Annotated in this window: 13 protein-coding genes; 10 read left to right on the top strand and 3 right to left on the bottom strand. The window is 59.0% G+C overall.

The annotated features are described in order from the left end of the window. Window positions 1–2 precede the first annotated feature (2 nt). Both FS804_RS21455 and FS804_RS21450 read left to right on the top strand, forming a co-directional pair. Complete coding sequence (locus tag FS804_RS21455) at window positions 3–1,079, top strand: efflux RND transporter periplasmic adaptor subunit (RefSeq protein WP_144578856.1); 1,077 nt, start codon at window positions 3–5, stop codon at window positions 1,077–1,079. Next, a complete protein-coding gene (locus FS804_RS21450) occupies window positions 1,076–4,177 on the top strand; it encodes an efflux RND transporter permease subunit (protein WP_144578855.1) in 3,102 nt (1,033 codons plus the stop codon). The genes FS804_RS21455 and FS804_RS21450 overlap by 4 nt, the downstream gene beginning before the upstream one ends. A 103-nt stretch (window positions 4,178–4,280) precedes the next feature. On the opposite strand, the gene FS804_RS21445 is transcribed toward FS804_RS21450, so the two are convergent. Together FS804_RS21445 and FS804_RS21440 are read right to left on the bottom strand one after the other, a co-directional pair. Beyond that, window positions 4,281–5,117 carry an NAD(P)-dependent oxidoreductase gene (locus tag FS804_RS21445; RefSeq protein WP_144578854.1) on the bottom strand — a complete coding sequence of 279 codons (837 nt, stop codon included), beginning with the start codon at window positions 5,115–5,117 and terminating at the stop codon, window positions 4,281–4,283. Further along, window positions 5,114–6,037 carry an SDR family NAD(P)-dependent oxidoreductase gene (locus tag FS804_RS21440; RefSeq protein ID WP_144578853.1) on the bottom strand — a complete coding sequence of 308 codons (924 nt, stop codon included), beginning with the start codon at window positions 6,035–6,037 and terminating at the stop codon, window positions 5,114–5,116. Before FS804_RS21440 ends, FS804_RS21445 begins: the two co-directional genes overlap by 4 nt. A 62-nt stretch (window positions 6,038–6,099) precedes the next feature. Here FS804_RS21440 and FS804_RS21435 point away from each other — a divergent pair, with 62 nt between their 5' ends. The 4 genes from FS804_RS21435 to FS804_RS21420 all read left to right on the top strand — a co-directional run bounded on the left by FS804_RS21435 (window position 6,100) and on the right by FS804_RS21420 (window position 10,866). Beyond that, a complete protein-coding gene (locus FS804_RS21435) occupies window positions 6,100–7,029 on the top strand; it encodes a LysR family transcriptional regulator (protein WP_044460247.1) in 930 nt (309 codons plus the stop codon). Window positions 7,030–7,344: 315 nt separating this feature from the next. After that, window positions 7,345–7,761, top strand: coding sequence for a cupin domain-containing protein (locus FS804_RS21430; RefSeq protein ID WP_034495423.1), 417 nt, complete (start codon window positions 7,345–7,347; stop codon window positions 7,759–7,761). A 131-nt stretch (window positions 7,762–7,892) separates the two neighbouring features. Further along, entirely contained in the window at window positions 7,893–8,639 is a 747-nt protein-coding gene (locus FS804_RS21425; RefSeq protein ID WP_034495426.1) for an SDR family oxidoreductase, read from the top strand. A gap of 319 nt (window positions 8,640–8,958) precedes the next feature. Then, a complete protein-coding gene (locus tag FS804_RS21420) occupies window positions 8,959–10,866 on the top strand; it encodes a PAS domain-containing protein (protein WP_144578852.1) in 1,908 nt (635 codons plus the stop codon). Here the strand turns inward: FS804_RS21420 and FS804_RS21415 are convergent. Beyond that, complete coding sequence (locus FS804_RS21415) at window positions 10,823–11,242, bottom strand: Rrf2 family transcriptional regulator (protein ID WP_144578851.1); 420 nt, start codon at window positions 11,240–11,242, stop codon at window positions 10,823–10,825. The two genes, FS804_RS21420 and FS804_RS21415, sit on opposite strands and share 44 nt — an antisense overlap. 102 nt (window positions 11,243–11,344) lie before the next feature. On the opposite strand from FS804_RS21415, the gene FS804_RS21410 reads away from it, so the two are divergent. The 4 genes from FS804_RS21410 (at window position 11,345) to FS804_RS21395 (ending at window position 15,358) form a co-directional block, all read left to right on the top strand. Then, window positions 11,345–12,022 (top strand): DUF1971 domain-containing protein, encoded by a 678-nt coding sequence (locus FS804_RS21410; protein WP_034495429.1) that lies wholly within the window; start codon window positions 11,345–11,347, stop codon window positions 12,020–12,022. Between the two features lie 20 nt (window positions 12,023–12,042). After that, window positions 12,043–13,257: an NO-inducible flavohemoprotein gene (gene hmpA, locus FS804_RS21405; RefSeq protein WP_144578850.1), complete on the top strand. Its 1,215-nt coding sequence runs from the start codon at window positions 12,043–12,045 to the stop codon at window positions 13,255–13,257. Between the two features lie 38 nt (window positions 13,258–13,295). Then, window positions 13,296–14,447, top strand: coding sequence for a hypothetical protein (locus FS804_RS21400; RefSeq protein WP_246665926.1), 1,152 nt, complete (start codon window positions 13,296–13,298; stop codon window positions 14,445–14,447). Between the two features lie 158 nt (window positions 14,448–14,605). Then, on the top strand, window positions 14,606–15,358 hold the full coding sequence (locus tag FS804_RS21395; RefSeq protein WP_144578849.1) for an SDR family oxidoreductase: 753 nt from the start codon (window positions 14,606–14,608) through the stop codon (window positions 15,356–15,358). The last annotated feature ends 52 nt before the right edge of the window (window positions 15,359–15,410 follow it).

Genomic DNA, 15,410 nt, shown 5'->3' with positions numbered 1-15,410 from the left:
AGATGACAATCAAGAAAACCGTCATCCTGCTGGCGGTCCTCACCCTTGCCGGGTGTTCGGACCAAGGCCAGGAGAAAAAGACAAGCGGTCCCAGACCCATCATTTCGGCAGTCGTCGGTATCGGCCGAAGCGCCGGGGGATATCCGGGAGTGGTAGAGGCCCATGTCTCCTCCGATCTAGGGTTCAGGATACTCGGCAACGTCAATTCTCGGCCGGTCGAAGTCGGCGATTTCGTGACCCGCGGTCAGGTCCTGGCCACCCTTGAATCGTCCTCGCAATCGCTCGAGGTGAGCGCCGCAGAGGCCGACCTTCGAAACGCGGAGGCCAGAAGGGCCAACGCTCAGGTTACGAGGGACAGGCAGCGGACACTTGCGGACGCCGGGCTCGGCATCACCGCCATATTCGAACAGGCCGAGCAGGCATTGAAGTCTGCACAAGCCAATGTCGGCAAAGCGGAAGCCATCCTGGCAAAAGCGCGGGAACAACTCGACTACACGACGTTGAGGGCGCAATTCGACGGTATCGTCACGAGGACGTCCGCTGAGGTAGGGCAGACTGCCGACGCCGGAGCGCCCGTTGTCACGATAGCCCAACCGGACGAGCGCGAGGTCGTGATCGACGTTCCCGACGAGGTGTACGGTGGGCTGAGGATCGGGACCCCTTTTGTCCTGAGGCTGCAGCTTGACGATCAGATGGCTGTGCGCGGTTTAGTCCGGGAACTCGCGCCGTCGGCCGATCCGCTCACCAGAACCCGCCGCGTGCGCATCACCCTTTTGTCGCCGGGCAACGGTTTCCGCATCGGCGCGGTCGCGACGGCCTATCTGGCACCATCAGACAGTACCCGGGTCACGGTGCCTCGACGGGCCGTCGGAACCGGGGACGGCGCTTTCGTTTGGATCGTAGACGAGGACAGGAGAACCGTCACGAAACGGGTGATCGAGATAGAGGAGGCCAGTCTCTCCACAGACGAGGTGACGGTGCTGCAGGGTCTCGACGACGGAGAGCGTGTCGTCCTGGCTGGCGTGAACAGTCTGGTAGAAGGCCAGGCCATCCGACTTTCCAAGAGGAGCGAGCCATGAAATCGTTCAACCTATCCGACTGGGCATTAGAGCACAGATCGCTTGTCTGGTATTTCATGATCGTCTTCGTGATCGCGGGCGCGTTCTCCTACATCAAACTCGGGAGAGAGGAGGATCCCTCGTTCACGATCAAGACTATGATCATACAAGCGGAATGGCCGGGTGCGTCTGCTGACGAAATGGCCAGGCAAGTCACCGACAGAATCGAGAAGAAGCTCGAGGAACTCCCCGCACTCGACTTCACTCGCAGCATGACGGTATCCGGCAGGACGACCATTTTCCTGGATATTCTCCCGTCGACAAAAGCGAGCGAGGTCGAGAAGAACTGGATCCTCGTCAGGAACATGATCAACGACATCCAGGCGACCCTTCCAGCCGGAGTGCGGGGTCCGTTCTTCAACGACAGGTTCGGCGATGTTTTCGGCAACATATACGCTTTCACGTCAGATGGCGTGACCCAGCGCGAGATGCGTGATCTCGTCGAGAACGCTCGCGCCGAGGTTCTCACGGTGCCGAACGTTGGCAAGGTGGAAATCCTCGGAGCTCAGGACGAAGTGGTGTACCTCGAGTTCTCCACCCGTAAGCTGTCGGCGCTAGGCGTAGATCGTCAGACCGTGATCGAGACGCTTCAGGCGCAGAACGCGCTGACGCACTCGGGCGTCGTCGAGTCCGGGACCGAAAGGATCGCCCTCAGGGTCAGCGGATCGTTCGAATCCGAAAAGAGCCTCGGTGCGATCAATTTACGGATCGGAGACCGCTTTTTTCCGTTGAGCGAGATCGCCACGATCCGACGAGCCTATGCCGACCCTCCTGCCACACTGTTCCGTTACAACGGCGAGCCCGCGCTCGGATTGGCAATCGGCATGCGTACGGGAGCCAACCTGCTGGAGTTTGGCGAGGCGCTCAAGCGAAAGGTTTCGGAGATAGAGGCGAACATGCCCGTGGGCGCTGACGTCCATCTGGTTTCCGACCAGCCCGCCGTCGTCGAAGAAGCCGTATCCGGTTTCACCAGGGCCCTGTTCGAGGCGGTGGTGATCGTTCTTTTTATCAGCTTCATAAGCCTCGGCGTGCGCGCGGGTCTCGTGGTGGCCGTGTCTATCCCGCTCGTATTGGCGATAACGTTCGTTTTCATGGAGTACACGGGCATCTCGATGCAGCGTATTTCACTCGGCGCGCTGATCATCGCCCTCGGACTTCTTGTTGACGACGCCATGATCGCCGTCGAAATGATGGTCGCCAGGCTTGAGGCGGGCGACAATATCAGGAAGGCGGCGACCCACGTCTACACGACAACGGCGTTCCCCATGCTGACCGGGACGCTGGTGACGGTTGCGGGCTTCATCCCCATCGGCCTCAACAGCAGCGCCGCAGGAGAGTTCACGTTTACGCTGTTCGTCGTGATCGCGGTATCGCTCGTCGTGTCGTGGATCGTCGCTGTCCTTTTTACTCCACTTCTCGGGGTGACCCTGCTTCCCAAGACGATGGCAAGCCACAAGGCGCGAAAGGGAATAGCCGCACGAGTTTTCTCGCGGGTACTTTCCGCAGCCGTTCGGTGGAGATGGGTGACGATCGCCCTTACCGTCAGTGCTTTTGGGCTGTCCATCGCCGGGATGAGCCTCGTCCAGCAGCAATTCTTTCCAAACTCCGATCGCCATGAACTGATCGTGGACTGGAATCTGCCGCACAACACCTCGTTCGCGGAGATCAACCGTCAGATGCAGACGTTCGAGAAGGACACCCTATCGGGCAACGAAGACGTCGCTCACTGGTCGACCTACGTCGGCACGGGAGCTCCCCGCTTCATCCTGGCGTTCGACGTCCAGACGCCGGACACCTCGTTCGGGCAGACGGTCATCGTCTCCAAGTCCCTCGAGGCGCGCGACAGGTTGCGCCCCAAGTTGCAGCAGTATCTCAAGGACATGTTTCCCGGCACCGATGCCTACGTGAAACTCCTCGATATCGGGCCGCCGATCGGGAAACCGATCCACTACCGGGTCAGCGGGCCCGATATCGACGAGTTGAGATCACTTGGTCAGGAGTTGCTCGGCCTGGTCAGCAGGCATCCGCTGCTCCACAACACGATCCTCGACTGGAACGAGCCCGAGCGCGTCGTCAAGATCGACGTTCTCCAGGACAAGGCCCGCCAGCTCGGCGTCACGTCCCAGGAAATCGCGACTACCCTCGATACGGTTGTCGAAGGCGCGCCTGTCACGCAGATCAGGGACGACATCTACCTGATCAATGTTGTCGGCCGGGCAAACGCCGCGGAACGAGGTTCGCTTGAGACGCTAAGCAACGTGCTCGTCCCTGCGTCCAACGGCAAAGCGGTTCCCCTTTCGGCAGTTGCCACGCTGCGGTATGAACTCGAACCTCCGAAAATATGGCGGCGGGACCGTACTCCGACCATCACGGTCAAGGCCGCGGTTTCCGGTCCGACCCAGCCGGACACCATCGTCAAACAGCTTGGCCCCGAGATCCAGAAGTTTTCGGAGACCCTGCCACCCGGGTATTCCCTCGCGGTCGGCGGGACGGTCGAAGAAAGCGCGAAGTCGCAGGGTCCGATCGCTGCGGTCGTCCCGCTGATGCTCTTCATCATGGCGACGGTTCTTATGATCCAGCTTCAAAGCTTCAATCGGCTCTTTCTGGTTTTTGCCGTCGCGCCGCTCGCCCTCATTGGCGTTGTGGCCGCGCTGGTCCTCAGCCATGCCCCGTTGGGGTTCGTGGCCATCCTCGGAATCCTCGCCCTGGCGGGTATCCTGATCCGAAATTCGGTGATCCTGGTCGTTCAGATCGAAGAGCTGAAAGCCGAAGGCACGCCAGCCTGGCAAGCAGTGATTGAGGCGACCGAACATCGCATGCGGCCGATCATGTTGACGGCCGCGGCGGCGACACTGGCGCTCATACCGATCTCGCGTGAAGTCTTCTGGGGACCCATGGCCTACGCGATGATGGGCGGCATTGTCGTCGGTACGGTCCTGACGCTGATTTTCCTGCCGGCGCTGTATGTCACCTGGTTCCGGATCAAGCCGGAAGCGGTCGAGACAGGCGGACCCGAGCAGATCATCGACCAGGGAAACCCGGTGGACGAGGCGGCGTGACCGCGCCGGCGCGTCGGCGGAAGTACGCCTCCGAATAGAAAAGACACCCCGCTAGCAGCGTTCGCCGTCGGGGTGTTTTGCTTTAGATCGTTGTAATCGGTCTTCAGCTTCGTTCGGACAGTCTAGCGATCACACGTTCCAGGCCAGCAGCACCTCCGAGAGCCCAAGCCTCGATAGCGGAGACATCCAGACCTAGCTTTTTCGCCGCCGCTGCAAACTCTTCGACGTCGGTGCGGTTGAGCTTCGCGATATGGGCCGCGATCTGCGGCGTCACCTTAGTGCCGAGAGCGTCAAGGATGAAGCTTCCGCCGCTGCTGTGGGAAAAAGCCTTCTGCAGGCTTGCCGGGGACACGCCGAACGCGTCGGCGATCGAAAAAACCTCGACGACGTTCCGCAGGTTCGAGACGGTGAGAGCGTTGTTGCAGAGCTTGCTGGCTTGCCCGGTTCCCGCTCCACCCATGTGAACGACGTGCGTGCTATGGGTGGAAAGGATTTCGCCGCACTTTTCCAGAGTGGCGGCATCCGTCCCCACGAAGCAAGTGAGCGTCCTTGCGACCGCTCCGGGCCGTCCTCCGCTGACCGGGGCATCAACGAAGCGGATTTCCTTTGCTTTGCAGGTTTCCTCGAAGGCCCTCGCTTCACCTGGGTCCCCGGTGGCATGGTTCATAAGGATCGCGCCGGAGGGCAGGGCGTCAAGCACTCCCCCTTGCAGCAATTCAAGCAGGTCGTGGTCGGACCGTAGGCAGACGCAGAGCACGTCCACCGCCGTCGCCAGTTCGACCGCCGATTCATGCCTCGTGAATAAAGTGCCCTCAAGGCTCTCGTAGGAGAAATCTCGTCTGGCCCAGACGTGAAGGTTGAATTTTTCAGCGATCGCGACCGCCATCGGCGCGCCCTGGTCGCCGATGCCGATGAAGCCGACGTTCAGCGGGCCGCTCATTCCTTCACGCCCAGCATGGTTTCTGCCATGCCCCACAGACGTTCGGCGTTGTCTTCGTCGATCGCGTAGTGCGCGACCCCCTTGAACGGACCGTTGCCGCGCTCTTCGACGACCGAAGCTCTCTGGCAGTCGTCATAGTATTCGCCGGATCGGCCTTCGACGAGAGGCGAGGCGGCCAGAAGCACCGTGGTGGACGCACCCTGTTCGGTAGTTTTGCGGAGATGTTCCGGAGTACGGAGACCGCCCGTGTGCTTTTGCAGATTGGTCGCGATCGCTCCCGGGTTAAGGGCGTTCGACGTAATGCCTTCGTTTGCCCATTTCCGTGTGATCCCCACGGACATCAGGATGCAGGCTGTCTTCGACTGGCCATAGCCGAGCAGGGGATCGTACGGGATAAAGCGGAAGTCCGGATCGTCCCAGAAAACGGGCGCGAACAGGCTGCCAACCGATGCGACCGAGATCACGCGCGCTCCGTTCGCCTTCGCCAGATGAGTGCGCAGGCCGAGGGCGAGGGCAAAATGCCCCAAGTAGTTGGTCGCAAACTGCATCTCGCGGCCTTCGGGCGTGCGCTGCAGATCGGGGATTGCCATGACGCCAGCGTTGTTGACCAGAACGTCGAGCTTTTGGTCCCAGCCCTCAACGAAAGCACGCACCGACGACAGATCTGCGACATCGAGCTGACGAACGCTCACGCTCCCCTTTGTGATTTCCGACGCGATCCTCTCGGCAACGGCGCGGGCATCGTCGGGACGACGGGCGGCGATCGTCACGGAAGCGCCGGCGGCCGCAAGGGCCCTGGTGGTCTCGAGACCGATCCCGCCCGAACCTCCGGTGACGATGATGTTCTTTCCGGAGAGGTCTATACCCTCCAGCACTTCGTTTGCGGTCGAAGCGAACCCGAACGGGATGTCTGCGCTCATAGTCATTCTCCTTTGAATTGATCGCTTGTCATAGAGATACACCTGTGGCAGTCGTGAACTAGATGGCTAGAGATGTACGTATTGATGAGGTATTCCGTACAGTCAGTTCGCTTCCGCCGGGCGAACTGGCGGCTTTTCTGGCTGTCGCCGAGCATGGTGGCTTCAGGGCCGCCGCCCGTACGCTTGATCAGAGCGCTTCCGCACTGAGCCACGCAGTGGCAGGCCTCGAGAAGCGTCTCAAGGTGAAGCTTTTCCACCGATCCACCCGAAATGTGTCTTTGACTGAGTCCGGGAGCAGGTTCGCCTCGAGACTCGTGCCTGCGATCAGCGAGATCGGGCTGGCGGTCGAAGAAATCGAAGACATGAATGCCGCGCCCGCCGGGCTTCTGCGGATCAATACCGATGCAAACGCGGCCGAGCAGGTGCTCATGCCGCTCCTGACGAAGTTCATGGCTATCCAGCCAGCCATGCGGTTCGAGATCGTGTCCGATAAAAGATTGGTCGACATCGCCGAAGGCGGATTCGACTGCGGTATCAGGCTCGCCGAGCTTGTGCCCGAGGAGATGGTCGCGATCCCGATCGGCCCCGATCAGCAACACATCGTGGTTGCGTCTCCCGGCTATCTCGACAATGCACCCGAGTTAGCGCAGCCGTCCGATATCGCGCTTCACAAGTGTGTCCAACTGCGTATGTCGGGCGGTTCTATCTATCGATGGGAATTCCAGAGACGGGGCGAGACACTCGCCGTCGAGACATCCGGCAATCTGGTCGTCGATCATTCGCGGCTTCTCCTTGCGGCGGCGCGTGAAGGATATGGCTTGGCCTACGTCACGCGGTGGATGGCCAACGAAAGCCTGCGGGACGGATCGCTTCGCCAGGTGCTCGCTGACTGGACCCCGCCCTATCCGGGGCTTTGTCTCTACTATCCGCGCCACCGCCACATCGGGGCAGGGATGCGTGCCTTCCTCGCATACCTTCGGGCGACCCGCTGAACTCTCCGGACGTTGGCTCCGCGGCGCTCTCTCAATAAAGATCCGCCAGGCGTTTGCGTCACCGTTAAATTAGCCTGCGTTGGTTCGCAGCACCCAACAGGTAATATCGATCTCTAAGAGCTCCTGCTCACCCATGTTCCTTCCCAAAGGCAGGCACCCGGAACAGTATACCTGTATCGTTGCATTGTATTAAGCTCTCTACGAAGGTTACCGCGACCTTCACACAAACGTTTGTATATCTCCAATGTGCACGGATGGTCCTCTATTCTCACTGAGGTGCCGCGGCATGCGGTTCAAAGTCCCGAGGAGATATCCATGTTTAAAAAGACAGCCTTCACAGCACTTTTCGCATTGGCGACCATCTATCCCGTAAGTGCGGCGGACGGGTCGAAGAATGCGAAGGTTACGCTGGTCTTCAACCACGAACTGCCAAATGTGCCAGGCAAGAGCATGCGCGGAGTATTGGTCGAGTACGGCCCCGGCGGATACTCGCCCGCCCACACACATGCCAAGAGCGCCTTCATCTACGCGACTGTTCTAGAAGGCGAAATTAGGAGCAAGGTAGGCGGTGGCCCAGAAAAGACCTACAAAGCTGGAGAGAATTTCATCGAAAATCCCGGCGACCATCACGGCGTCAGCGCTAATGGAAGCGAAACAAAACCAGCCAAGCTTTTGGCCGTCTTCGTCGTCGATACGAAAGAGATTGAATTGACCACTCCAGACAAAAAATAGTCGACCGATGAACGCAAGCCGGCGACTGACGTATGGGGCAATCGCACCGCAATCCTCCGAGAAACTCAAAATCGATCTATCAGTGCTGTCTAAGTATGCTGTTGGGATGGACCAGGTTAGGGAGCTAGTTAATGAAATTCGTTATAATGGGCGGAACCGGGTTCATCGGTTCAAAAGTCGTCTCGAAACTAACAGCGGCCGGGCATGAGGCGATTGCGGCCTCACCGAGTAACGGCATTGATAGCGTTACCGGGGAGGGCCTTGATGAGGCGATGGCGGGGGCGCATGCCGTGCTCGACGTAACCAACTCACCGACCTTCGACCCACAGGGCATCCTGGACTTTTTCAACAAATCCACCTCGAACCAGATTGTCGCGGAGAAAGAAGCCCATGTGCGCCATCACGTTTTGCTGTCAATCGTCGGGATACACAAACTTCCAGACAATGCCTACACGAAAGGAAAGATAGCGCAGGAGAACATGGTCGAGGGATCAGGAGTGCCATTCACCATCGTCAGGGCCACCCAGTTTATGGAGTATCTTGGTACCATTGCCGATCATGGTGGCAGCCACGGCGAAACCTATATTCCCACTGCGAATGTTCAGGTGGTTGCCGCGTCCGATCTGGTAGATGCGCTATGCGAAATCCTTACGGAAGGACCAACCAACAGCACCGTTCAAATCGCCGGTCCGGACCGCGCCCCGATGAATGAAGTTGTATCTCGCTATCTCAAGGCAAAGGGCGACGACAGGGTCGTCAGAGCAGACCCGGACGCGCTTTATTTTGGATCTCGTCTGGAGGCTGATACTCTTGTCCCGGACGGCAGTGTGCGGATTTGCCAGACAACTTTAAATGAATTCATTGCTAGGGGTGTCTGATAACGCGCATCTGCATGAATTCATTGTGCTGTCGTCCCAAGTGACGGCGTGGGCATCTATTTTATCGACTTGAAAATCGTCTGAGCGGCGTTCGCGTTGATAAACATAATGATTAAAGGCCGCGAGAGCAACTACCTAGTCTTGCGGCCTTACCCTGTTTAAGGCATACCGGATATAAGTTCGCTCCAGATACGACACGCACTTTGCTGCTTGTCGACTCGACACGGAAGGTGTCGTTGAACTGTCTAATTCGCGTCTGTGGGAAGCTCGGGTGATCTCAGGTAGGATCTCGGTTGAAGCGATAAAAGAGCTCGTGGACATGATCCCCGGACTTGGCTGGGCGGCGTGGCCGAACGGAAATCTAATTTGCCAGAGTCTGTCCTTGGAGGCGTACACCGGATTTCCAAATTCGAAGGTCGGAGCACGAGATGTTGAAGGCAAGTTTTCTTGGAGCGAATTGGTTCATGGAGACGACTATCGTGACCTCGAAGTGGCGTGGTTGTTAGCCGTTGGTAATGGTGACGTCTATAACGTTGCACATAGAGTTCGGACCAGTAGCGGAAAGTTCAGGTGGATTCGGACTACTGCAAGACCGCAGATCAATGCAGAAGGTGAGATCGTCTTCTGGCTCGGTACCTGTGTAGATATCCACGAAGCCATACTGGAGGCTGAAGCGTCTAAAGCGCGGGAGCGCGCCCTGCAAAAGTTTATCGACGCGGTTCCGGTTCCAATCTGGGCTGCCGATACGCTCGGAAATCCTACCTACTTTAATGAGGCGCTAAAAGCTCAGGTCGGATTTTCCATTTCACATACTATAGAGCAGTCCTCGCTCGAGGGCGCGTTAGCGCGAGTTATTCATCCTGATGACCTCGAGCAGGTTACATCGGGCCTGAAAGCTGCTTTATCTGGCGGACCTCGCTTCAAACAGAGGTATAGACAAGTACGTGCCGATGGTGGATACCGTTGGACGAAAGGCGAAGCGAACGCGTTAACTGGCGATGATGGCACCGTTGAACGATGGCTTGGCGTCGCGCAGGACATCGATGATGAAGTATCTGCCCAGATTACGATAGCTGAGCGTGAAGCACGGCTCGCGCTCATTGTCGAAACGATGCCTGGATTATTGTGGGTGTCATCGCCTGATGGACAACCCACCTATTTCAGTCGGCAGCTTGAGGAGTGGTCCGGTGTAACCGTCGATCAGATCGCCGGGCGCGACGGTGATGCTCTGAAGTGGATCATCCACGCGACTATTCACCCAGATGATAGGGAGGACGTGGAGACGACGATCCGGGAAAGCTTCCGCTCTGGCAAGCCCTGGTTCAGGCGGTTCCGTCAACGGCGCTCTGACGGCAGCTGGCGCTGGCTTGAGGCGCGAATGGAACCGCTGAGAGACAGTAATGGCAAAATCATCCAATGGTATGGCTTGCAGGTTGATATCGAAAACGAGTTCGTCGCTCAAGAATCACTAAGGGTCTCTCAGGAAAAACTTGCCAAGGCGTCCCGTTATGCGGGAATGGCAGAACTTTCCGCCTCGATCGCACATGAACTCAGCCAACCTCTGGCGGCAGTGATCATGAGCGCCGACGCGTGCAGGCGTTGGCTCGAGATGGCGTCGCCGAATATCGAGCGGGCGAAGCAGAGCGCCGACTGTGTCGTCAGGGACGCCAACATCGCCACCGAAGTCGTCAAGCGCATCCGGGCACTGTTCCAGCACAAGTCGGAAGGGCGGGAGAGAGTCGATATCAACCTGCTCATTCAAGGCGTGAAGGATATGATGTCGGAGGAATTGGCATCGAAAGGCGTTCGCCTGGAATTAAAGCTCGAAAGATCACTGGATCCGATTTCCATCGATGTCATTCAAATACAGCAGGTACTCGTGAACCTCCTGCATAACGCCAGCGAGGCGATGGCGGTGGCGACGGGCCGCGAGCGCATGATAACGGTAGAGACGCTGGCGTCCGACCTCGGCGCAGTCGTCGAGATCTCGGACACCGGAAGCGGAATCGAGGATATCGACCGAATTTTCATGCCGTTCTTCACTACCAAAGAAAGCGGTATGGGAATGGGGCTTTCGATCTGCGAGTCGATTGTGACTTCCCACGGAGGACGGATCTGGGCTGAAAACACGGACGTAGGCGCTCGTGTGAGCTTTTCGATCCGGTCCACCTCCGAAGTGTTTTCTACGCTGACCGGAGAAGAAGCCGGATTTCAGGTCTCCGCCTGACAAGGTCGCCAACCGTGTACTTGTCGAACACGGCGGCGAATGCTGCCGACGCCTCCGCAAGGATGGGGGGCAGGCCGCAGGCGGGAGCGATGGGGCATCCACCGCATTCCACGAGTTCATCCAGACTCTCGGTGTGGCGGAGTACAGACCCGAGATTGATTTCGTCCGGTTGACGGGCCAACCTGATTCCCCCGTTCCGACCCCTCACGGATTCAATGAAACCTGCGGCCGACAAATCTTGGACGACCTTCTTGAGGTGGTCCTGGGAGATGTCGAACGTGCGGGCGATCTCGCGGATCGAGCCGAGCTCTCCGCCTGATGTACCAAGGTGTATCAAGACCCGGATACCGTAGTCCGTGTATTTGGTCAGTCTCATAGAAACCTGCGTCAAAACGCCCATGTTTAAAAGGTGTATTTCAATAGCACCTTTTTGTAGAACGTAATAGGAGTATCTCAGATACCCCTTTAGGAGTCGGCAATGTCGGTAGAGCTAACTGAGACGGACATTTCGCGGATACTGGCGAAATTTTACGACCGGGTGAAAGCAGACGAGGACCTCGGTGCGGTTTTCGCGGTGGTCGAGGACTGGGACGAACATCTGACGCGGCTCTCGGAATTCTGGTCGTCGCTGATGCTCACCACCGGGCGCTACAAGGGCAATCCGTTATCGATGCATCTTGCCCATGCCGAAAAGTTCCGGCCGTTGATGTTCATTAAGTGGCTGGAGATCTGGCGTGAGACGACCGACGAGCTCGTTGCGCCGGAGATAGCGTTCGAGATGCAGGCGAGAGCGAAGAGGATCGCTTCCCGTTTTTCGATCATGATATGCGGCGAGGAGCTTCCCGCATCGGTGACAAGCGAGCCGATACCGCTCGCGCCCACGCCCTACAAAATCTCGGCTCTTTTCGACGAGCAGAGCTTGCCGCGCGCGCTTCTCACCGACCACGCTCTCAAATCCGGGACATGGGGCGTAGTCCGCGTCGAAGAGGGCGCGGTCCACTACCTCGAGCCCGGTGTTTCCGAGCCCCGGATCCTTGAACCCGGCATACCGGGTGTCATCCCTCCCAATACAAGCCACAGCCTGGAGCTCGTGGGAGCGGTGAAGCTGCGCGTCGAGTTTTACGACCGCTACCCGCTCGGCACCTATCACAACTGACCCAAGAAGGAATTGAGATCATGTCACGCCAGCTGTCCGCAGAAACCATAGAACTCGTAAAGGCGAGTGTTCCGGCCCTCGAGGCCCATGGTAGCGACATCACCAAGGCCATGTACGCGCGGCTCTTCAAGGACGAGCATATCCGGAACCTGTTCAACCACTCCAACCAGGGCGAGGGTGGTTCACAGGTTCACGCGCTAGCCGCAGCGATCCTCGGTTACGCCCGGAACATCGAGAACCTCAGCGTGCTGGGTCCGGTCGTCGAGCGTATCGCACACAAGCATATCGGCTACCACATCCTGCCGGAGCACTATCCCTACGTCGCCGAAGCCCTGATGGCGGCGATCGAGGACATTCTGGGAGATGCGGCAACGCCTGCCATTCTGTCTGCCTGGGGAGAGGCGTATTGGTTTCTTGCCGACATCCTCAAGGGCCGCGAGAGCGATCTGCGGTCCGATATCAAGAACCGGAACGGCGGCTGGAACGGGTGGCGGAACTTCACGATCGTCTCGAAGACCAAGGAAAGCAACGTCGTCACGTCCTTCGTGCTGAAGCCGTCCGACGGCGGTCGGGTCATCCGGCACCGGCCCGGCCAATACCTGACTTTCCGGCTGCCTCTGGAGAACGGAACGGTCGCCAAGCGGAACTACTCCATTTCATGCGGTCCGAACGACGAATTCTATCGCATCTCTGTGAAGCGCGAGACCTCCGGACAGGGCGGCTCAATCTACCTGCACGACCACACGGATATCGGTTCGGTTGTCGACGCCACACCTCCGGCAGGGGACTTCTATCTCCCGGAAGAACCAAAGGCTCCGGTCGTATTGTTGTCCGGCGGGGTAGGGCTAACACCCATGGTCAGCATGCTCGAGGCGATCGCTCGCGACTATCCGGACCTGGAAACACACTTCATCCATGGCGCGTTGAACAGCGCCACCCACGCGATGGACAAACATGTCAGGAGCCTCGCCGCTGCCCGTTCCCGGGTGAACGTGAAAACCTTCTACAGCGAGCCGTCCACCCAAGACGCAGTCGGGCTCTCCCATGACTATGACGGGTTCATCACCGTCGACTGGCTGCGCTCCGCGACACCCTTCGAAACCTCCGAGTTCTACCTCTGCGGACCCAAGCCGTTCCTCCGCGCGCTGGTTCCCGCTCTGGCGAGAGCAGGTGTGCCGGGAGAGCGTGTTCACTACGAATTCTTCGGCCCGGCGGACGAGCTCCTCGCTGCCTGATCGATCCATCAAACCGCCATTCCGAGAAGGCGACTTCCATGCAAAGCCGTAATCACCCGATGCTGTGGGCGTGGCCCGCAGCGGCCGCCGCCGTGTTCCAACCCCTGTCGGCCCAAGCCCACGTCAAATGGTTCGCCCCGTATATCGTGGGCGCGCCTCCAGCGCCGATCGAGAACACTCTACACGACACCTGGTTCTGGGTCGGCATATGTCTTGTCCTTGTGTTTTTCGTCCTGACGCGTCTGGTGGAGGTTAGCCCCTTCGGCGCGAAAGCCATCGGAGCGCTCAATTGGGCGACAGACCCGCTCTGGGCACGGCAGGACGACTACATTCGTTCGATCATCGCCGCGTTTTTCGTCGCGATCTTTGCCGTCGGGGGTGTGTATCTGACGCCCGACCTCAAGACACCCGCCGAATGGGTTTCCTGGCTTCAGCTCGTTATTGCCTGCTGCATATTTTCGCGGCGGACGATGCCGCTCGCCGGGCTTGGAATCATAGCGCTTTGGATATTCGCACTAAGAGACTACGAGCTGTTCCATCTTTTCGACTATCTCGCGCTCGGCCTCGGCGTGGCGGGATACCTGCTCCTCGAGCCGCTCAAAAACGAGGAACTGAGGGGACGCCGCTTCGAGGCGCTCCGGTGGGGACTGGCGATCGCCCTCATGTGGTCGAGCCTCGAGAAGTTCGCGTTCCCGAGCTGGTTCTACCCCCTCGTCGTCGAGAAGCCGTTTCTCACTTTCGGAATGCCGAGGGACGTGTTCATACCGATGGCAGGCGTCACGGAGTTCACTCTCGGATTCGGCCTTCTGTGGACGCCCCTGATACGCAGGCTGTCGGCTATCGCCCTCCTCGTGATCTTCACGGCCGCCGTATGGCCTTTCGGCCGGGTCGACCTCATCGGGCACGGCCTGATCATGGCGATCCTCATCGCGGTTGCGGCCGATCACCGTACGGGCGTCGATCTCATGACGGCGCTCAAGCGGCGTCTCGTGAATATCCCCATCGGCCTCTCGACCGCTCTCGTCGTTTTCTGCACTGCCTACTGGGGATTACACGTCGCTTTCTACGGGATGGATGGCCGGCTGCCCGCCGCAGATATCCCAAGGACGACACATAGCTACAGCGTGGAACATCCGCACGGCCCCGGCGGGCCCGACGACGTTCCGGCCAACCAGCACTCCCATCCGTAACGGCTCAGGCAGGGCGCGGAACCACGAAGCGGCTGTGCGGCATCCCGATGTATATCTTGCTAGGGTCAGCGTGCGGCGCGATTGTCTGGAGGCAGACCGCGGGCAGTCCGCAGCTGGAGCCGCGCCTCGACTGACCAACAAATTCAAGGAGAATGAAAATGAAAATCGTAGTTGTAGGCGGCACAGGCCTTATCGGCAGCAAGCTCGCTAGCATATTGTCGGCGCGGTTTCTGGAAGTCGTGGTCGCATCGCCAAGCACGGGTGTGAACAGCCGTACAGGCGAGGGGCTGGACGCCGCGCTACAGGGGGCCAACGTCGTCGTGGACGTCACGAACCCGCCTTCTTTTGATCCCGGTGAAGTCCTGGATTTCTTCAAGACCTCGACCAGAAACCTGCTCGCCGCCGAGAAGAAGGCCGGAGTGCAGCACCACGTGCTACTCTCGATCGTCGGCACCGATGGTCTTCCGGGTAACGGTTACTTCCTCGCCAAGGCAGCCCAGGAGGCTTTGATCGAAGGGTCCGGCGTCCCCTATACCATCGTCCGCGCGACTCAGTTCATGGAATTCATGGCAATGATCGCGGATGCCGGAACGACAGACAACGAGGCGCGCCTTTCGACGGCAAACTTCCAGCCGATCGCAGCGGATGATCTGGCAGGCTTCCTCGCCGATACGGTCGGCAAAGCACCCGCCAACGGAATCGTTGATGTCGCCGGACCGGAAAAAGGCCGGATGTGCGACATCATCGGTCGATACCTCCGGTCCGTCGGCGATTCCCGCAAGGTCACTCCGGATTCCAGCGCAGGCTATTTCGGCTGCGCGTTGGAGGAAAACTCGCTGGTCCCCGTTGGCCAGGCCAGCCTTGGCCCCACTGGTATCGAGCAATGGGCGAATTCAGCCAAGGCCGCCTAGATCTCGTTGCCTGACCCGACCGTGACACCCATGCCGGGTGACGTGGTCGGAC

This window comes from Agrobacterium sp. DE0009 (assembly GCF_007680755.1).
In the GTDB taxonomy this organism is placed as follows: Bacteria; Pseudomonadota; Alphaproteobacteria; order Rhizobiales; family Rhizobiaceae; genus Agrobacterium; species Agrobacterium tumefaciens_B.
The sequence above is the reverse complement of the archived record's forward strand: the minus strand, read 5'-3'. Positions and strand labels throughout refer to the sequence as shown.